Consider the following 18,919-nt stretch of genomic DNA (forward strand, 5'->3'; position numbering starts at 1 on the left):
ACCTCTTTCAAGCAATGGCTATCACAACCCTTTTTCTCTCGCGGATTGAGAACGCAAATCCGCAGCCCCACGGGCTTCACACATCATTTCCTGATACCACTCATTGCCGCGAGTATCTCCAGTATACATAATGCCCTTGACGATATATACACCATCCGTCGCAATGCTTGCTGGGGGTTTAGACACCCCACTGACGTAAAGGTTCCCGTTATCGTTTTCATCCGTCAGCCGTCCACCAGACATTTGTATATCGGCGTTAGGTAGGGACGTTCTATATACCGAACCTTCATCTAATTGAATTAACCCATTTACCCGGATATTTGGATTAATTAAGCACCTGACATTAACGCCAGCCCCGATCGTCTGTTGCGGCATACCGATTAATCCGGTCCGACTGTTTAACACCACGACATTGTGCACGGCCATTTCCGGGGAAATCATCTCCACTTTACCGTCTACAAATTGCCATTTTGCGTTACATTGCTGCGCGATATTGTCTAATATGTATCGCGTTTTCCCAAAAAACATTTTTCCACGAGGGAAAACCGTATCCGGCATTTTGGGTTTGGCCCCAGCTGTAATACCGTAAGGCTCCAGACTGCGTAAAGCGAGATTATAGACATCATTCAGGGTATACCCCGCCGCTAAGGTTTGATTGACGAAAGCATTAATAAAAGCTTCATTGCCATCACACGCCTGAATGAGCGTATACGTATCCGTGGGGTTATCACGGCCTGTCATCGTATAACGAATATCGCCGCTAAAGATCTCCCCGTAGTTTTTGCCGTCACGCTGCCCAGTGGTTCCCGGTTCAACAGGCCGGGCTTTGCCGACTTCGCTCTCAGGAACGGTTGGTGTGATGCCGTCATAGCCTACGATAATTTTTATCTTCGAAAATTCACTACCAAGAATACGATTGCTGGTATCTTTTGACAGATTGTAAACCTTTAATGTCGCAACACGTGGATTGCTAATCGTGAACCACTCGATATTGAAAGTCACTTTAAAATCTGACAGGACTATGCCTTTACCCTGATCGTCTAACAACATTAATTCAAAGTGACGTAACCAATTCTGACTCATATTTTTACCTATTGTTGTACAAAATAAAGATGGCTAGATAACCCAAGATTTGTGCTTGTCGGGTATTTAGCGCTGTCTGCATCACTGGCAATGACTAACATGCCGTTGATCCCTAAATAAGGATATTGTTCAAGCAAATTAACACCGGGTATTAGCGGCGCACCCACCAGCAAATCAACACCTGCATTATTTTGAATATCCATAATCCAACCCGCTCTATCCCGGTAAATCAGACGTATCTTGATATTATTTTCACCGAGTTTAATGGCAAAAAATTGATTGCTTGCCGTGAGCGGAATTTCTGAGACTTGCATCAGCCGCCTCCTTTTATGTAGCTTCTAAATGCATTAACGGCACCCTCTTTTATCTCTGATAAAACAGACTCGTTGACGGGTTGTGGGGCCTTGGTGCCTGAATTCTCAACCGCTGACGTACTCACCCCGGTTTTCATGACCTCTTTTTCCGCAACCTGTACTTTCTGCGTCGATGTTATAATTACTTCACGTAATGTCAGCGTGCATAACAACACATTCTCGCTAAGCCTGTCCGTAGTGACTTCAATCGCTTTGATCAGCATATTTTCATAAGTGCGCTTACCCGTAATGACCTTGAAGGGTTCTCGTAATTCTTGGAGATCAAGGATTTTTTGATAAGTCTCTTTCGGGCTTAACCCCATACTCAAGCCGATCTTTGACGTATCGACAAAATCGAGAAGCGAACCACCACCAGCAAAACCCAGCTCCATTGTGATTTCGGATGGCTTTTTATACGCATGGTCACTGACTGCGGCCCCAATTTCTACCGGATGTTCGGTAATTTCCAGTGCATCAGTGTGCTTTTCGGATATCACTACGCTGGGCACGAGTAACATACTTTCAGTGCCAAACTTCCGGGTTTGTTGCTGAAAAATCGCTGATAAAATATCCATTAGCTCACCTGTTGTATCAGACGGGCATTCACCCCATTTTGCCGACTTGCAATTTCATTTGCCGTCGCTTTCGCGTCAGTTGCCCCATGCACTGTGATGTTCGTGGTTTGCTGAACGCTGCCACTGCCTGCTATCGCGGCTTTATTGATGAGTTCACTGTTGTATGGATTACGACCGTTCTCGCGCTGAATGATGCCACTCATCATCGCTGTCAGAGTGTTGGGGTCCTGTAAATTTAACTGCGCATCGGGATCAACGCTAAGCCACTTTGTAAGGAATGCAATATAATCTTCCGTATCATTCTCTTCCGGTGGCGCATATTTCGTGATAATGCCGCGTATCGTTGTCAGTCCACGCGAGGCATACAACGTTAACTGTCGTGAGAGCGCCCGCAAGCCATCAAACGCCGTTTCAAACCGGGCAAAACGTCCCTCCCCATTTTCCCGACTCGCGCCGCGTTGTCCCACAAAATTCAAGTTACCGGGGTTGTTGTTACGCAAGCCTCTTTCTGAATATTCAGGTGAAGGCGGGGGTGTCGGTGCGCCGGGCATACCGGGGATATCTGACGTGATCGGATTGGGTAAACCGCCCTGATGCTTGTTAGCCCAGTCATTGTCTATACCCAGCCATGCGCCTACGTCCCCGATCCCGCGTTTTATTTGACGGGTGTTATAATCCCATGATGATGCTGCACTTTGTTTGATGTTGTCCCAGTCACTGTACAAGTATCCACCATAGGCAACCAGCCCTAACAAGGGTGCGAGACGCGCAAGCAAAGGGGTTAATGCAGCGGAAACCCTCGCAAATCCCGCGAGCATTTTTACTGCCCATGTCGTCGCAACAACTCCGCCAAGAATTAAGAATGCATTTTTCCAGCCGCCAACGCCATCAACGCCTTTTTTAATCCACTTTCCGAGGGTTTTAAACGCCTCAACGGCGCGGTCGATATCTTTTTCCCACTTGCTCCAGTCGATCAGGCTTTTACCGCCTTCTTTCCATGTTTTATAGTCGTCATAGAGAAGAAGAAGCGCACCGATTAATACCGTGATCGCGCCGATGGGTGACATCAGGAACGCGCTGTTCAGAAGACGCCAGGCAACAACGATAGCCCCGAACATGGCAATCAGCATTTTGCTGCTTTCATCCAGTCGCTTCCACCAATCTATGACATCTCCAATACCTTGAACCACCCGGTAAACCATGCGACTAAAGACCTCAGCAAACCAGAGAATGCCTTTGATAATCTTAGTGAGTGTCGCTTCAATTTTGGGGAAGTTATCCAGTATTTTCTGACGTAACGAGTCGAAAGAGCCGGCTAAACCGTTAGCCAAATTTGCGCCAATTTTATCCCGAAGAATACCCAGTAGCGCGTTAAAGCCACGTAGTGCAGTGGTGAATTTATTGGCCTGTTGCGCGGCTTTATCCGCATTGAACCCGGTTTTCTGCAACATCCTCTGATAATCAGCAGTAAACCCCGCTAAGCCACGCCGCATAGCCATTAGCGTATTTTCATCAATACCGAGCATCTGGGCGTATTGATTGGCGCGATAATACGGCATGTTGCTCAGTTTCTGGCCGACGCCCGCCAGTATGCTCGCTGCATCACGCATCTGACCGGATGAGTCGCGAGTCTGCACCCCAAGCCGATTAAGCCAGCCCTCCGCACCGGGATTATTGCGCATAAAACGCGCCATGTTTTCTAACGCACCCTGCGCGGCTTCTGCACTGCCGCCCATTTGTGCGACGGCATAACCCAACGCTTTGATGCCGGCGACGGTGGCCCCGGTTCTCTGTGACTGCCAGTAGAGTTTATCCAGACCCGCGGCAATTTTGGTTGTAAATCCGACAATAGTGAGCGCGGCCCCTTCAACTGCGGCACCGACTTTTAGCACGTTGGCAGTGACACCTTTTAACACGGCATCAAATTTACCCCGGCCTTTCTCGTCTACATCAAACCCCAGGCTGATCAGGAAATCTTTAATGATGTTAACGTTATCGCTCATTTGCGTCCCTCCAGCGGGCTATACGGGCTTCATTGTCGGCTTTTAAATCCAGCCAGTCATTCATGCGTGCAATATCCGCTAAGTCAACGGCACCGCTTAAGAGATCGGGGTAGTGGATATAGCCGGCGTCGACGGGGCGCATCAGATAATCTTCCCCGTCAGGCAGGCAATCGAGTACTAAGCCGCTGGCGGGAACGGCGTCTCTTGTGCGGGGAGTGCGTGCAAAAAATTTCCCAGTGAATCCCCAATTACGCGAGCGACAAGTTGCAACAACGTGGGTAAGTCAATGTCATCGAAATGCAATACCCCCTGAGAGAATACAGCAGTCCACCCTTTGCCATGCTGACGCGACACAACTGATAAGCATGGATAGAGGATCGCATTGCAATCTTCGTCGCTTAAGTCAGAAACGGCTTGCGCAATTTTAGGCAGCGCCTTCTCTAAAGCGCCTTCCATGTTCCTATCTTGTGCCATTGTCTGTACGGCGCGAATATCTGATACCAGCCCTGCTAATACCGGCAGTAATTTACGCGACACTTTGAGTTGATCGAACACGCTTAACTTTGCAGTGCGATACTGAATACCGTTAATTTCAAATTCCATTGTTAAAACTCCCCTAATACCTGATCGATTTTGATGCAGTCAAACACCCACGCAACCGTACCGCCGTCTTTTGCGTTCGTGTAATCGGGTTGCTTCTGAAAAGCACAGCCCCGCGCTGTCGTGATTTCACCGGAAACCGTGTTACGGATCACAATCACGTTATTCCCCCATGTACCTGATGACAGTGATTGTGCGTTGTAAGCGAGTGACAATTTTTTATTTGTCGGTGAGGTTTTCAGCAGGTTCACGGTGATAGAGCCGGATTTACCCGCATGTAACGAGTGCATCCCCTCACCATCGGCACCGATGGTCATGGTGTTTTTGGCTTCGGTCATGGTGACCGTGATCCCTTCGTCTGACGTCGCTGAACCATACCCGACATCAATAACCCCGGTCGGGCCGGTTAGGGATGCTGAAACATCCATAAATGAATATGTAGCCATAAGCCCTTACCTATTTACATTAATAATGACATCAGCGTAGTGGACAGCGCCGGCCAATTTGATAGCGCACTGAATAACCGGTGCTTTGCGGGCCTCCCGATCAGCCTGTGCCTGCGTTGCAATTGCCGGTGCATAGACGTAATACCCTTTAGTCAGTGTGTCACCGGGCTGAATTTGTCCAATCTGCCCGCCGTTCCAGACACCGGGGGCCACCAACCCATTAGTAACAGCCTGATCAAGTGATTGCTCAACATTGGTGAGTAAGCGCGTCACACCCGCATCAGTCTGCGGGATCTTACCGGTACTGGTATAAAGCAGGTTATACAGGTTGTTCTGAACGTAGTTCTGTAACCAGTCCAGACCGTGGCGCTCATCGATGAAATCCCCGTTCGCCATGACGCCTTCCTGAATGATGGCCGTATCGTTGTTGTATTTAACAAACACGTTGCCATTTTTCTTCTTCAAAGCATTGGATTGCGTCGCGGTGAGGTTTTCTGCGGTTACTGCCGGTTCCTGTTTAAATTTCAAGGTTATCGTGGTGTTGTTACCGTTGAAATTGACGGTGAACATCCGCCCCATCAGAGAAGCCACGGTATAAGGTTTACCCGATGAATATTGCCAGAGCGTGCGCTGATAGTTTCCACCTTTCAGCTTTGAGCCGATATCAGTGTCAACATCAGTATCCAATGCATCTGTTTTCTGTGCTGTATGTCCATAAATACGGGACACAGACGCGGACTCGATGTAATCAGCCACAGACAAAACATCTTCATCCGTCAGAGAGTTATCAGCCACCACCAGCCCATACCAGCCATTGGATACCGCCCCCAGTGCTGCCACCGCCTCAGCAATCGTTTCTGCTTTGGCGGGTTCGATAGCCGTAGCGCCAGATCCCTGATCCAGTTTTAACAGGTCGCCGATATAAGTCCCCGCGCTAGCGGATGAGGCATAACCCATCGTACCCGATGCTTGCAATGAAATGACGAAACGGGAGGTATCCCACGTCACCGTGCACTCTTTCAGCTTTTCCGTTATCCGTTGGGCCACACCATTAAGATTGGTCTCTTTACTCAGATCGACGCCGCTGCATATCGTTTCTTTACCGTTAAGCGTTAACTTAAAAGAACCATCCGTGATAGTTGTAAACTTACTGATGGCTTGCTGTTGTTTGGTCAGTATCGCCCCTCGTAAGACAGCCAATGCCTGATCTTTTACCCATCGCCCCATATACAAATCAACCGGACGGGGTGACTGAGAGTAATACAGTGCGGCGGCCTGATATTCTGGGGTATCCAGACCAAAATCCGCCCCGACACCATCAATATCGGAATACAAGCGTAACCGCTCGTGGGTATCAATCACATTGCTGGCACCCACAATCAGTAGTGAGCCAAAGTTCCGGGATTGCGCAGCCCGCGGGGCCATATTTATCGTAACATTGACGATATTTGAAACAGGTAATCCCTGCATAATTTAATCTCCAAAGAATTTTACAGGTGCTTCCACCAGCGATTTAACACCGTATTCACGCTCGACCTTTCGCCGCAAGGTGACCGTCATGTCATAACGACGCACCCACTGGTTGTTGATGAGTTCAGGCGCAGCAAAAATACGACTGTAGTTGCTGAGTGACAGACCGGCCTGATTTAACTCTGCGTTGTTCGGACTGAGTGTTACCCCATCCCTGAATTGTGTGCAGTAGTGCTGACCGGCTGGACCATAAAATGAAACTAAGCATTCGATTTCTTCATGACGCCATAATTCGGTGCTGTCATCGGTCTGATTAACGAAAGCGGGCGTGTCATCGGAAACTATCGATGAAATCCCGAAGGCACACCAGTTAGTATCGTTACTTGGAAAGACGCGCGTTTCGTCGTTTGGCTGCCATTTCGGAAACATCATCTTCCCCGGTAATCCGCTGACTGCGCTTATCCAGTGGGATAACTTCCTTTCAACCTCACGATCATAATCCGGGGCTGACATCGGCGTAAGCCAGCCCGGTTGTTGTGTGCTATTGCTCAATGGGCATCCCTCCATCAAAGGGCAACAGCTCACAATGCGCCTGCACGAACCCAGCGCCGTAAGCGGTATACGGATCAACCGATTTAACTAAGTAATCCCGGTTTTGATACGTGACTACATCCCCCGCTTTGTCGGTTTCGCCTGCTATCAACCGTGTTGTTGTGATAATCAGAATATTACCGCTGACGACTTGCCCGGACATTCTTATCTGGGCCTCAAGAGAACTATCAACGGTCACTACCCCGGCAAACCCTTTGGTGGTTTTTTCCGAAGTGGCAAACCCGTCATCATCGACAATGACCGTTCGCCGGGTATATTTCAGTGTCGTATCGCAAAAGTCGGGGTCAAATAAAACATCAGTGACATCAAGAAGTGGCATTTTTATTCCTCACTACATAGTTGATAGCGCGCAACAGATAGCCATGGGCGTAAAGTGGCTTGTCGCCGGGGATGCGCTGAGCACGCCTATTCCGAAGGGTCTTTTCTGACAGAGGAAAAAGCCGGTCGCCGTCACTGATCACTTTCTTTGCCCCCTCCCGTGCGATCTGTCCCGCTTTTTCCAGCTCACGAATAGCCGCATCCTGTTTACCTTCCAATGCCAATTCCGCCGACGCTTTTAAATGCAGGGTTGTGCGGTCCTTGGTATCCTCAATACCGAGTTCAAGAAATGGGCGCGGTGGAAGCGTAACCGTTCGTCCACCCAGCTTGACCTCGCCCCCGGTTGATTGCAGATAGCCGATTTCCGCGTTGTTTAGCGCCTCCCCGTCTTCGCGTGTTGCGTTTTCAGCGGGAATACCCACCAGTACATCCATACCTGATAGCTTTTTGAGGGATGCCAGTATCGCCGCCGCATTGTCCACCCTGACAGTCAGACCGCTTTTCATAACAGTTGTCTCCCCCCGGCACCGAACATGGACCACAACCAAAAAAACTCACGTCCGTATGCCGTGTTATTCCAGAATCCGGCATCAGGATTAATGATGCCGGACACGTCATAGCTGACACTGATTTTATCGACCGATTTTGACGTCGCTACCCCACCAGCGGCGGTATTTACGTTGCCGCTGATAGACACGCCGACAATAGCTTTCCCTTTCAGCTCAACGTAATGGGCCGTGAACAGTTCGGCCAGATAGACGAACTGGTCACCGTGTACGTTTTGGTCGAGTAGCTTATCCGCCTGGCTGAGATAGAAATGGATTGCAGTGTCGGGATAGTGGGTTTTGTCTGAAAATTCGGGAAAGTCGGTACGGAACTGATCAACTGTCGGAAGAAGACTGTTTTTTGCCATTGCCAGCCCTCCCCTTTTTGTCGTCCTGCGGAACAACAGGATTGTCTAATGTCTGAGCATAAAAAGGGAAGGCCCAGTGTCCCGCGACATCATCCGTATATTCGTGAATACCGGGTTCAAGCGTAACGGCGCGGCCATCTTCAAAACATAAGATAGCTTTACCTGAAACGAGATATTTCATTTTTCACCTCTGAATAAGGGGCGGGGATCTCCCACCGTCCTTTTTATCACTGCACCGGCACATCAAGATAGGCAATGGTATTCGCATACGGCGTTTCAACCTGCCCCAAACGACCGTAATAGGTTGTCAGTTGCCACAAGCCGCGATACTCCAACGGTGTGTTTAATAGTGGTACCAGCGGGAAGCGAATATATCGCTCTTCCTGTGTATAAGCGACCATTCTGTGTGCCCCGCGAGCACCACGTTTTGACGCCCATTTCATTGAAACAATTTCAAGTGGTTCGCCGTTCTCTTGAAAAGCGATCGTGTTGATTTTCACGTATTCCAGCACAGAGATATTCCCGGCAGAAGAGACTTTTTTGCTCGATAGCAACCCGAACAATTCAGGTGCCAGACCCACTTTACCCGGACAAATCGCATAGCCAGACGACACCCAAGCATCTGTAAGCAGGATATTGAAATCCTGAACGATAACATCCGGATCTGTCTGGGCCGTCCACGGAGCGGGGGCTGCGCGCGGGATAACTTGCGGGATGTTCAGTAATCCGCACATGCCTTTTTCCACATCACCGATGTATACCTGCTCGTCAACGTCCATGTTGTATTTTAGCTTCATCGCGTCGTATTTCTGGCTGTCAATGGGGCGTCCCACTTGCATAGCCGAAGCCAGTTCGGTGACGGTATAGCCCACTTCCATCCCCCACAACTCAAGCGCTTGAGCCGTACGTTCAATATTCAGGATGGGTCCGGAATTGGCGGTTGATGTTTTGCTGACCCAGTTTTTACCCGCGGGGTTTGAGCCCCCCGCCGCCGCAAGTGAGGTATTGGTGTAGGAGGACACTTCATCCGCAATAGAAACATCGGTACGAAGTGGCATATCACGTGACCACTTGGTTGACACCAGCGGCATGTTCAGTGTCTGGTCTTTGCGTTCCAGTTCACCGATAAGAAACACACCGGTGGAATCTCTGGTAGCTTTATCGATAGTAAACATAGCGTTCCTTAAATGTTGTAAGCAATTTCAATGTTGCCGTTAGCGTCTCCCGGCCCCATCACTTCTGCGCCCGGAAGGACCGGTGTATTTTCTGCCGTCGCATCGGGCGTCAACATCATTGACCCCAGCGGACTCTCGGCTGTAGCCCCGGCAACACGCACATAAACCGGATTGCCTTTACCTGCACTAGCCGCGGATGAACCCGCTGACACGCAGATATAACCCCGTTTCAGATTGTCAGCGGCGGACCCGACTTTAATACCGAGATAAGCCAGATCGGTTTGTGACTGGATAGGATAAGGACGAACGAGAATGCCTTTCACCTTGTCCACCGTATCGCCTTCCTCAAGCGGTACAAATTTTCCGTTCGAATATTTTCCCACCAGCCCGTATGCACTGAACAACTTCTCGGGATCGAAGGTTTCTGGCTGAATAGTCAGGTCACGAGGACGCGTTACCGCACCCGGAATGCCCAGCGGCATCCTGTCAAGATAAGAAATTCCACCCATTGTATTTACCTTATTTGTTACGTTTCCAGAGGTTGGCGTACAACTCATTCAGTTGTGCCGGTGTAGCGTGCTTTGATCCCACTGCCGAACCCGCAGTATCAACAGTTTGAGACGCAGGGCTGAACCGGTTCTTTTGCCGGTTAATTTCTGCCGCTGCGTTAAACACCGCGTCAACGGTTGCTTTTGGTGTTTTTGAAAAATCACTAATACCAAATGATTTCAGGCTGTCACCCGTGCGCATAGCGTGATCCAGCACTTGACGCTTAAGTCCTTTATCCCCTGTGGGCTTAAATCCCGGGCAAATGATCTCTGCGTCAGCAATGATATTACGACGATATGCAGCATCACCCGTGACTTTCGCGTCTTCCTCTTCGTCATCAGGGTTACTGTCCGCCGTCTTCCCCTCCAATGTATCCAGACGACTCGATATGGAGTCCATAAATTTCTGGGCCCATTCCGGGACATCGTTATCCCCGGTTTTGTTTTTGGGGTCGTCGGGATTATCATCAATGGTCGTGCGTTCAGCGGGCGGTAATGCCGTTGCCTGAGACGGTACATTGATATTGATTGTCGCACCCGGAATAGATGTCATTCCGTCAGATGGGAGTTCCGGCGCTTCATCGATGAGTTTCGCTAACGTGTCATCGTCTCGTGTTTTAACAGCTGTCGCTAATTTTTTAAGCCATGACATAACAGGCTTCTCCTTCTTGAATGTTGGGGCTGAATCCCCGATTGCACAGCGCGAACCCGCCCGGCCATTTTCAACAATGGCGAGATGGTTTCCTCTGATTTGATATTGCTTGCCCTTGCCCGGAGCCAGTTGCTTGTATTTCGTGTCATAGCCGCAACTGACGTCTGTCATTCCTGCATTCACTGCGTCAATAGCTTCTTGTCGCTTAACCAGCACGTCAGCGATCAGCAAATCCGACTTATCGCCGGTACCACGCCGGACGTTTTGGATATGTCCGTGAGCCAGCTCTGAGAAGTTGGAAGGATTAACAAAAACATTATTTCCTTCCGCATCTTCCGGATGATCGAGCGTAACGGCCACACCTTCAAAACTCGCCATTGTCTCCGGCGAAAACACTTCATCTTCTGTGCGGTAAATAGTCACTAAGCCACTGGCATCGGGCTGTAAGTCGACTTCTTCGGGAAGATAAGTTTGGGTGCCAGTACGCGCTATCGGCACATCTTTACACAGCAAAGAGCCATCGGCTTGCAGATAGCGCGTTTCCCCAAGCTTCGTCGTAAAAAAATATTTCATGGGTTACTTTCTCGGCGGGGGTATATGAACTTCCGGCCAGCATTTACAGTTCGGAAGGCAGCCGGCATGACCTGTCATGCTGTCAAGCGTCGGGGGATCTTCCCAGCGCACAAATTTATCTTTCATCTTTCTGTGTGAAGGTCGGGTACCGGCACCTTCGATACGCCACCAATACCCCTCAGAACCAACGGACAACGCACGAGCTTGCGTAAGTGCCGTTGTCGCCCTGCCAATTTCGGTACGCGCTATCATCCTTGCCCGACCTGCTGCTACATTGCCTGACATCATGATCATCTTATAAAGCTCACCCGGCCGTTCGCCGTTGATAACTGCCTGTATTGCCCTGTCCTGAATCTCTTTGACGCGTTCAGCGGCTTCAAGCGGTAATGACTTCATCAGTTGGATTTGCCGATAAACAATGTCTTGCGCTACTTGCCCAACCGGTGTATTGCCAACCACATCCCGCAGTCCCACTGAAATCTCTTGCGATACTGACCGCCACTGGTGCCATTCTTCACCCTCTACTTGCATGAACATTTTATGCGCAACGGAATTAATCCAATCGTCAAGAACCTGTGAGTAGTCGATAAGATGACCAGAGACGGTATCAGCGCTAGCTTGAGAACCATCGTAAGAGCCAATGATGATCTGATTTATTTGGCTGACTATCGCCTGTAGGCTTTTCTCGTACTGTACTATTGAGCGTCGGCGGAGGCTCGGCCTCAGATTCAGACTCCTCCCACTGCGTTTTTGCGCTTTCAATGTCTTCATCTGTGATTGAACCTCCGATGCCGATAATGTCAGCCATGTTACGTAAGTCTGTCATTGCGGCGTGAACGGGCATGATTTGCCGATCCACCAGCGTACTAATAGCCGTGGCGACATTGTTAGCCATTGTTGCTCTGTCTGTGTCCGACATTTCCCATAATTTATTGAACTCAAACGTAAAATCGTCAGGAAGCGGCTCGCCGAATAGTGACCGATGCGAGATATCCAGCAGCCAGCGTAAAGGTCGTCTGAGACGTCTTTCTTGTAGTGTGTTAACCCGGCTGTAATAGTTCTCTAAATCCCCATCGCCAGTACTGAAACCCGCTGGAGACTGACCAAACAAACGGACAAGCGGGATACCTGTAGCGCCAGAGACTTGTTCGGCAAAGCGCAGGATGACATCGGCAATCCCTGAGAACGAATAGCTGTGAGTCTGAAATATGTCTTTAGCATCCATTATCGTCATGCCTTCGATAGTTTGATATTCACGGATCATATCCATGTGTTGCATTAAGACATCTTTCAATGCACCGCCCGTAGCCAATATTTTTCTTAGGCCATCGATGCTGTACGTCCGCAAGTGCGCTTTGTGGATGAGTTGAGTCGTCCCTACAGTGGCTGTATCGAACGCCTGAACCCTCTCGAAGATGCGCTCTACCACTGACATCCCCCAGCCATTTTCTGTTTGTGCTTGCTGAAATGGCAGCGTGTCGCCTTCCATTCGAATGACGCGTGAATAATGAATTTTCCAAGGCGGAATGCCCTGTTGATTGATCACCACGTTATAGAACTGGGGTTTCCCGAAGTGCGGGCCGTACTCTTTTACTAAGTCACTGTCTGTCGGTTTGACCATCCACCGATCAAGACACATTACGCCTTTGAATTGTCCTTCACTGATGGTTTCGGGATTGAGCGGCGTAGACATGTCCTGACCGTCGATCAGTGCCACTAGTAATGCACCACCATATAACCGCGCCCATTTCAGCGTATTGTTTAACTCATCCCACAGCCCGATATCTTCCCAGAGCGTTTCGAGCTGACCTTTTGCGTCTGGCTTCATTCTTGAACTGATCGATATGCCTTTTCGCGTCATATCGTCAGCCATCGCATCGACACCCGCACCAATTAAGAATGAGCTACGATAGCCAAACTCAATCTGCACTCTGTTGCGTGATATGTAGCCGGGAATGTAAGTGCCACCCGTCTGAATATTCGATGTATATCCACCCAGTTTTGCGGCAAAGTTGTTATACCCGTCAGCGGTCCTAACTGACTTTTTCGCACCGTTGTTGCGTTTACGAGCCATTAACCCTTCCTTCCTAATAACCGCCAAATATCCAGATCGGCATCCATCGGCGCATAGTTGATCATCACAGTGTCTGCGAGGTTCGGCGATTTCGTACCGTCTGGTTGTTTATCCACAACGATTTTCCCCACACCATTTATTGAGTAGGTCGGTTGGGACAGTTCAATGATCAACTTGTCTTTATTGTCGAGATTGCCGGAAATAGAAATAATCTCGTCCGGGTTGTAATCCATGCCTTGAATAGCACGAAACGTATTGCGAAATAATTTACGTAAATGCCACCAGCTTTGTGCTTTGGCGTTGGCGAAAAAGTCCTTATTGATGCGCGCCGGTTTTCCATTGTCGCCCGGTACCGCTTCCTCATCAGGATCGAATACGCCGCCGCTTCCGCGAAACGGTGTAGCGGTTATCTGTCTCAGACGTTCAGCTTTGCGCAGTTCGTTAATAGCTCTCGCATCACCTCGCACGCCAGCCCCTAAGCCGTCCTCGTCGAACCGGAATTCATCAAGGCCGTATTCATCACAAAAGCTAAACACTTTTACCACTGATGCGTAAATGTCACTCCCAACACCCGACCACTCTTTCACTTCTTTAAGAAGGAAGCCGTAGCGAACGGAGAATGCGTTTTTGTCCCTGCCCTCATCAGCAACGTCCATCGCTCCTAAATGTTGCCCTGTTGGCTGAATACCCAGCTTAATGTGTGCGTCAATAGCCGCCTGAACCCAATCAGAAGGAATGAGAACCCCCTCAGCAGAGGCGCTATAGTTCAAATCCAGTTCTTGTGCTATGACGACTGGGTTGTCAATTTTTTCGCATTCTTTTTTGTACCACGCATCATCTTTACGTGGGTCGCTGCGCCAATGGAATGTGAATACCGGGATTTTTCCACCGTGACGCTTTTGTGCGAACGGATTTGCCATACCGTTAATTGATGAAAGATCAATACGGCACCGTGTTGTTTGTGATAACGCCGCATCAATCAATAACGGGCGTTTAAGAAATGCGGACTCATCAACTAGATAAAGCGTTGTCCTGTCGCCACGGCCGATGTTATCGCCAGCTTCACCCTTGATCACAGCCCCAGAATCAGGGAATTCAACACGCATGTACGGTGCGTGTTTCTTCTCGTTCCAGCTACCCCGAAATTCAACGGGTAATGTTTCAACGAACTTACGGGCTTTCCAGAACAAAGCTTTTGGGTCACCGGTGCTATCTACGTATTCCTCTTTGCGTGAGCCAAAGCCGATCACCATTTCTTTATTAAACAGACAAAGTGAACAGGCCATGCCGACCGCCGTCCAGCTCAACCCCATTTCACGGCTTTTTTCAGTAATGCCATTTTCTTGATTACGCCGCCGTTCCATAATCCAATGAACCCATTCTTCCTGTTTCGGAAATAACAGGAATGGGATAGTGACAGGTAAGCCATAATCAATATTGCGCGGGTCCGTAGTCATCCCCCAGTCAATGATGAACTGAGCCGGATTATCTTTATAAAAAGCTTTCAGTGCGGGTAATGAATCCGGGTTCTTACGAATGCGTTGTAACCGCTCCATTCGCCATTCAAACACTTGCATGTAGTCTGGTTTTTTAAAGTCAAAAGGGAACGGAATAGGCATGGTTACCCCATCATTTTTCTATACCGCTCCGCGGCTTCTTCTGGCGTCATGTTGATGTTCTCTGTTTTAATCGGCCCGCCATCTTTACCCGTAAGCTCTGTCTTCTTCGGTGCTTCCCAGCCCATCAGTTCTGACAGCTGCTTGATTGCAGCCTTGGGGTCATGAAGCTTTAACTTGATGCCGTCTTTGCCTGTAGTCAGTTCTGAGATGGCGCTCAGATACAGCGGGTCTTGTAGTGCTGAATCTTTGAATTGCAATGAAGCCTGAAAGACTGGCTTGCCGTCTTCGTCTTCGCCAATTTGACTGTTGCGAAACTCAGCAATGTCATAGATAGATACTCGGCCCATTGTAGAAAGCCGCTCTAAGGCTTCCTGACGACTCATAACAGCATCAGAGACGGCTTCTTGGTTCATTGCGTCGAGAAAGGCTTTGACCTTAGGATTTCTTAGGATTTCGCTTGCGCAAGAATGGGCCGTTTCTTCTGTCTTTGCCTTATATCCTGCCTGCTTATAAGCATCTATCTGATTCAATCCTTTTAAGATACCCAATGCGAATTTCTGTTGTAATTTCGTTAAGGCATCGAAAAGAATCTTCTGCTCATCTGTGAGCGTGACTTTCTTTTGAGCCATCTCTTTCCCTTAAATAAAAAAGGCCGCACTGGGCGACCTGTTATCTGATTTTCCACCACGCCCACGCAGCAGAAACACCCCAACACATTAAGCCGTACAGAAAATTGCCGTGTAGCATGAACCAGAAACCGCCCAGTAAGGATTGGGGTTATCCATGCGTAGAATTCAAAATCGTTCATGTTTTAATTTTCCGGTATTACGACTTATCGGATTATATGCCTGCTTTGTTAACCCGCTCAGGCGGCGTGGGTTTCTCGCTTTCCACAGTCAAGAAAAATTGATATGTTGATCAATCCACAGTCAAATGAGGATTACTCATGAGTAAGATCAGCTACTCTTGCCCGCATTGCGGCAATAACCTTGTTGTAAGATCCCAAATCAAACTTAAGAAAATAAGTGATATCGATGGAACTGTTTGCAGTAAATGTGGAAAGTCCATCAGTAAGGACGATATCGTCAAGCAGTCCAAAGATTATGCCAAGAAACTCATCTCGGATGCCTTCAAGAAAGCAGGGTTCAAGTCTAAGTAACTCAACCAAGGTATTAATTTGATCTTTTAATTCGCTGGCATCTAAATGTATTGATGCCAGTGTTGGCTTTTTTATTTCCACATCAAAACCCTCATTGAACCCTTTCCAGCCCGGAAACGGTTGGAATTAGAATATTGTGCTACATCTCAAAATATAAACCCGCGGTAACGCGATACCATTAGCCTATAAAACTTATACAAAACTCTGTCAAAGGCACTTCATGAGCACCTTTTGCGGAATATTGTAAAATCAGGATTTGGGCTTAACTGAGCTGTATTTACTCATGCCATGGGAAAACAATGTTGTCTTCATCAGTCGGCAGCTGATAGCGCCCACTCTCTTCTCTGACGCCGATATCCATCAGCATCATCCCGAATTCATGCAGGAAAGCGTTCATGTATCGTTTGCCACGTCTGCTTAGTGCCGGTGCAACACCACCGATAAAGACAACTCGCTCATCGGGCTTTCTTTCAAAAGGTTCAAGCAGCTTGTAGTAAAACCGCGCCTGACTATCGTGGTTGAGTTTTTCCCTTAGCCTGCCATCAAGCAAACCAGCAATGAAATGCTGGTTTATTTGTATATCACCAAATAAATGACGGTATACCAGACATTGATTAACTTTCATCAGGTGATAGCAATATGCTTCCGCAACACGCCAGCAAAAAAATTCATGGGTTGGCATATCCATTATTTCATCTCCACCAAACCAGGAATAGAAACCTGCATTTCTTTAGCCAGTAGATCCCTTTCTGATTCGATTTTATGTTTCTCTCCACCCACGCCCCACTTGTTCATTATTCTCGCTGCTGTACTCACTTTCCGTTTCTTACTTTGATATTCAAGCTCAAGCCGGTTTGCCTGCGCAAACTTACCCAGATGACTGAGAATAAAAGCACGGAATGTTTGATAAACTTTCACTTCGAAAGCCGGGGAGAGCCAAGCAGCATAACGAAGAGCAATGAGCTCATGCGCCCATGTACCGCGATAAGCACCACCACGAATAACATCAAGTATTTGATTTTGTTCCAAAGTGTTTTTTAGCACTTTGGAAACTTCATCGATAAATGCCTGAATTCCATCAGAAGAGAGAAATTGACTAGGCACCTGCCACTTTTGCGCTAAACCTCCCGCTATTGCGGCTTTATGTAAGTCATTAAGGTTATAGGTGCCATGCTCATTACTACGGACTTGAATGTTTTCAATTACGATAGTTGGGTAATTCATTGTGCTTTACCTTTTTAGAGATAGAGCCTGCCTCATAGAAAATCAGACCAAAGAATCAGCACAATACTGAATTTCTCAGGCTCTATTTCCTAAACAGGTTCTTTGGGTTTGAATGCGCATGAGGTGCGCGGTGAAAATACGGATATAAAAAAGCCCCGAATTAAACGAGGCTGTTACTGACATTGAGTTTTGATGTAGTCCTGCAAGTATTTAGTTTGCTTTTCGTTCTCAACAATCATCCTTCGGAGATCGAAATAATCTTGTTCACCTGTCGGGTTAAATCGTGGGGCTCCTGCATTGCCCACGCTGCCGGAGGAATCGGTTTCGCTTTGATTACAGGTGGCCGCGATACGCAACCGGCGACGACCAGCGGCAACATCACCACGCAGAGCATCAATTTCAGATTTGGCATTGGTAAGCTCCTTTGTATGTTTAACATCCAATTCGTTCAACATCGTGATGTGGGAGTTCTGATAGTTGATAGCGTCTGTGAGTTGCTGAATGTCTTCTTGCTGCTGCTTTGTGACACGTTGCTCTCTCTGTAACTCAGCGTGATAGTAATACGCTGTCAGTGAAATAACGATCAATGCGAGTATCGTGTAGTAATGAGCGTTGAATTTCATGACCGTCTGCCAACGAATTGATCGTATTTATTATTGAGAAAACCGAATCCAAAAATAATTGGCATCAAAATAACAAATAGCGGCCACAGAAATGACATAAACAAAATGAGTCCAAAACCTTCCGGATCATTAGCGCGTTTTTCTATCAATGTAAAAATAATAAATGCCGCAATCACACCGACAAAATAAATTACTGGAACCAGAATCTGAATAATGCTCATCACTCAATTCCTTATAGCATCTCAAACGCCCGTTCGAACGTCTCCGGTGAATAGGGTTGCTGATTGGCGTTCTCCATCTTGATAATGCCCTCAGCTAAAGCGAACAGGGTTATCTTGTCTTGGGTGGATATCCGATCATCCGCAGATACACCTACCTTTTTAGCTGCGAACTGGATGTAGCTTTCCGTATTATTCTCATTTGGCGGGGCGTAACGATTGATAATCTCTCTGACCGTGTTCAGATTGTGCTTGCGTTGGTAGTTTTGCAGTAGCTTGAACAGTGCTCGAATGCCATATTCGGGTGACTCAAACCGACAGAACCGGGGTTCAATCTTTTGATCATAAGGTAATTGCCCCTGCCAATTGTTGAAACGGTTATAGTCGATATTACCGGGGTTATTATTACGAACGCCTCTACTTTGCATCAGATACCCCCGCTCTTTTCTCTGCTGATCTACGAAGTAATTGACCAATAAAATCAGTACCCAAATAACCAATCACTACGCTACCGATGTATGCCAAGTCAGGATTCAGACCAAAAAGATTTAAAATGTCACGAATGAACCATGCGAACATGGCACACATGAAGGCATCAATAGAGACACGCAGCCATCCCCCACCGTTATATCGGCCTCTGAGACAAGCCATCGTTCCTGATAATATTGCACCTAAACCTTG

The 18,919-nt window shown here is 48.1% G+C and carries 27 protein-coding genes; all 27 read right to left on the reverse strand.

Annotation, left to right across the window (positions count from 1 at the left end):
* Positions 1-21: 21 nt before the first annotated feature.
* Positions 22-1,083 carry a baseplate hub protein gene (locus tag ACGF7G_RS17390; RefSeq protein WP_387467128.1) on the reverse strand — a complete coding sequence of 354 codons (1,062 nt, stop codon included), beginning with the start codon at positions 1,081-1,083 and terminating at the stop codon, positions 22-24.
* Positions 1,084-1,091: 8 nt separating this feature from the next.
* Positions 1,092-1,397, reverse strand: a complete 306-nt coding sequence (locus tag ACGF7G_RS17395; RefSeq protein WP_387467130.1) for a phage baseplate plug protein — start codon at positions 1,395-1,397, stop codon at positions 1,092-1,094.
* Positions 1,397-2,011: a phage baseplate protein gene (locus ACGF7G_RS17400; RefSeq protein WP_387467132.1), complete on the reverse strand. Its 615-nt coding sequence runs from the start codon at positions 2,009-2,011 to the stop codon at positions 1,397-1,399. Before ACGF7G_RS17400 ends, ACGF7G_RS17395 begins: the two co-directional genes overlap by 1 nt.
* Positions 2,011-4,014: a lytic transglycosylase catalytic gene (locus ACGF7G_RS17405; RefSeq protein ID WP_387467134.1), complete on the reverse strand. Its 2,004-nt coding sequence runs from the start codon at positions 4,012-4,014 to the stop codon at positions 2,011-2,013. Before ACGF7G_RS17405 ends, ACGF7G_RS17400 begins: the two co-directional genes overlap by 1 nt.
* Positions 4,004-4,156, reverse strand: coding sequence for a DUF6889 family protein (locus ACGF7G_RS17410; protein WP_133815812.1), 153 nt, complete (start codon positions 4,154-4,156; stop codon positions 4,004-4,006). The genes ACGF7G_RS17405 and ACGF7G_RS17410 overlap by 11 nt, the downstream gene beginning before the upstream one ends.
* 35 nt (positions 4,157-4,191) lie before the next feature.
* The gene (locus ACGF7G_RS17415) at positions 4,192-4,617 is read right to left on the reverse strand and encodes a phage tail assembly chaperone (RefSeq protein ID WP_387467136.1); all 426 of its coding nucleotides are present in this window, start codon (positions 4,615-4,617) and stop codon (positions 4,192-4,194) included.
* A gap of 2 nt (positions 4,618-4,619) precedes the next feature.
* A complete protein-coding gene (locus tag ACGF7G_RS17420) occupies positions 4,620-5,060 on the reverse strand; it encodes a DUF3277 family protein (RefSeq protein WP_172911073.1) in 441 nt (146 codons plus the stop codon).
* Between the two features lie 6 nt (positions 5,061-5,066).
* Complete coding sequence (locus tag ACGF7G_RS17425; RefSeq protein WP_387467138.1) at positions 5,067-6,530, reverse strand: DUF3383 domain-containing protein; 1,464 nt, start codon at positions 6,528-6,530, stop codon at positions 5,067-5,069.
* 3 nt (positions 6,531-6,533) lie between these two features.
* Positions 6,534-7,082: a hypothetical protein gene (locus ACGF7G_RS17430; RefSeq protein ID WP_387467140.1), complete on the reverse strand. Its 549-nt coding sequence runs from the start codon at positions 7,080-7,082 to the stop codon at positions 6,534-6,536.
* On the reverse strand, positions 7,072-7,461 hold the full coding sequence (locus tag ACGF7G_RS17435) for a head-tail adaptor (RefSeq protein WP_387467142.1): 390 nt from the start codon (positions 7,459-7,461) through the stop codon (positions 7,072-7,074). The genes ACGF7G_RS17430 and ACGF7G_RS17435 overlap by 11 nt, the downstream gene beginning before the upstream one ends.
* On the reverse strand, positions 7,448-7,966 hold the full coding sequence (locus ACGF7G_RS17440; RefSeq protein WP_387467143.1) for a hypothetical protein: 519 nt from the start codon (positions 7,964-7,966) through the stop codon (positions 7,448-7,450). The genes ACGF7G_RS17435 and ACGF7G_RS17440 overlap by 14 nt, the downstream gene beginning before the upstream one ends.
* A complete protein-coding gene (locus ACGF7G_RS17445) occupies positions 7,963-8,373 on the reverse strand; it encodes a DUF4054 domain-containing protein (protein ID WP_387467163.1) in 411 nt (136 codons plus the stop codon). Before ACGF7G_RS17445 ends, ACGF7G_RS17440 begins: the two co-directional genes overlap by 4 nt.
* A complete protein-coding gene (locus tag ACGF7G_RS17450; protein ID WP_172911067.1) occupies positions 8,342-8,554 on the reverse strand; it encodes a hypothetical protein in 213 nt (70 codons plus the stop codon). The genes ACGF7G_RS17445 and ACGF7G_RS17450 overlap by 32 nt, the downstream gene beginning before the upstream one ends.
* Positions 8,555-8,600: 46 nt before the next feature.
* Positions 8,601-9,548: a DUF2184 domain-containing protein gene (locus ACGF7G_RS17455; protein ID WP_133815820.1), complete on the reverse strand. Its 948-nt coding sequence runs from the start codon at positions 9,546-9,548 to the stop codon at positions 8,601-8,603.
* A gap of 8 nt (positions 9,549-9,556) precedes the next feature.
* The gene (locus ACGF7G_RS17460) at positions 9,557-10,057 is read right to left on the reverse strand and encodes a hypothetical protein (protein ID WP_133815821.1); all 501 of its coding nucleotides are present in this window, start codon (positions 10,055-10,057) and stop codon (positions 9,557-9,559) included.
* Positions 10,058-10,067: 10 nt separating this feature from the next.
* On the reverse strand, positions 10,068-11,321 hold the full coding sequence (locus tag ACGF7G_RS17465) for a DUF2213 domain-containing protein (RefSeq protein ID WP_387467146.1): 1,254 nt from the start codon (positions 11,319-11,321) through the stop codon (positions 10,068-10,070).
* Positions 11,322-11,324: 3 nt separating this feature from the next.
* The gene (locus ACGF7G_RS17470) at positions 11,325-11,858 is read right to left on the reverse strand and encodes a phage minor head protein (RefSeq protein ID WP_133815991.1); all 534 of its coding nucleotides are present in this window, start codon (positions 11,856-11,858) and stop codon (positions 11,325-11,327) included.
* Positions 11,859-11,934: 76 nt separating this feature from the next.
* On the reverse strand, positions 11,935-13,395 hold the full coding sequence (locus tag ACGF7G_RS17475; protein WP_387467148.1) for a DUF1073 domain-containing protein: 1,461 nt from the start codon (positions 13,393-13,395) through the stop codon (positions 11,935-11,937).
* Positions 13,395-15,014 (reverse strand): TerL protein, encoded by a 1,620-nt coding sequence (locus ACGF7G_RS17480; RefSeq protein WP_387467150.1) that lies wholly within the window; start codon positions 15,012-15,014, stop codon positions 13,395-13,397. Before ACGF7G_RS17480 ends, ACGF7G_RS17475 begins: the two co-directional genes overlap by 1 nt.
* A 2-nt stretch (positions 15,015-15,016) precedes the next feature.
* Complete coding sequence (locus ACGF7G_RS17485) at positions 15,017-15,643, reverse strand: terminase small subunit (RefSeq protein WP_387467152.1); 627 nt, start codon at positions 15,641-15,643, stop codon at positions 15,017-15,019.
* A gap of 311 nt (positions 15,644-15,954) precedes the next feature.
* On the reverse strand, positions 15,955-16,254 hold the full coding sequence (locus ACGF7G_RS17490; protein ID WP_387467154.1) for a hypothetical protein: 300 nt from the start codon (positions 16,252-16,254) through the stop codon (positions 15,955-15,957).
* A 196-nt stretch (positions 16,255-16,450) separates the two neighbouring features.
* Positions 16,451-16,861, reverse strand: coding sequence for a hypothetical protein (locus tag ACGF7G_RS17495; protein WP_133815827.1), 411 nt, complete (start codon positions 16,859-16,861; stop codon positions 16,451-16,453).
* The gene (locus ACGF7G_RS17500) at positions 16,861-17,397 is read right to left on the reverse strand and encodes a KilA-N domain-containing protein (RefSeq protein ID WP_133815828.1); all 537 of its coding nucleotides are present in this window, start codon (positions 17,395-17,397) and stop codon (positions 16,861-16,863) included. The genes ACGF7G_RS17495 and ACGF7G_RS17500 overlap by 1 nt, the downstream gene beginning before the upstream one ends.
* A gap of 173 nt (positions 17,398-17,570) precedes the next feature.
* Positions 17,571-18,020 carry a lysis protein gene (locus tag ACGF7G_RS17505; protein ID WP_387467156.1) on the reverse strand — a complete coding sequence of 150 codons (450 nt, stop codon included), beginning with the start codon at positions 18,018-18,020 and terminating at the stop codon, positions 17,571-17,573.
* Positions 18,017-18,241 (reverse strand): hypothetical protein, encoded by a 225-nt coding sequence (locus ACGF7G_RS17510; protein WP_387467158.1) that lies wholly within the window; start codon positions 18,239-18,241, stop codon positions 18,017-18,019. The genes ACGF7G_RS17505 and ACGF7G_RS17510 overlap by 4 nt, the downstream gene beginning before the upstream one ends.
* 11 nt (positions 18,242-18,252) lie before the next feature.
* Complete coding sequence (locus ACGF7G_RS17515; RefSeq protein ID WP_387467160.1) at positions 18,253-18,666, reverse strand: structural protein; 414 nt, start codon at positions 18,664-18,666, stop codon at positions 18,253-18,255.
* A partial coding sequence (locus ACGF7G_RS17520) for a phage holin, lambda family (RefSeq protein ID WP_387467161.1) occupies positions 18,656-18,919 on the reverse strand: 264 nt, incomplete at its 5' end. The genes ACGF7G_RS17515 and ACGF7G_RS17520, both read right to left, overlap by 11 nt.

This window comes from Photorhabdus sp. RM323S, assembly GCF_042879375.1.
In the GTDB taxonomy this organism is placed as follows: Bacteria; Pseudomonadota; Gammaproteobacteria; order Enterobacterales; family Enterobacteriaceae; genus Photorhabdus; species Photorhabdus tasmaniensis.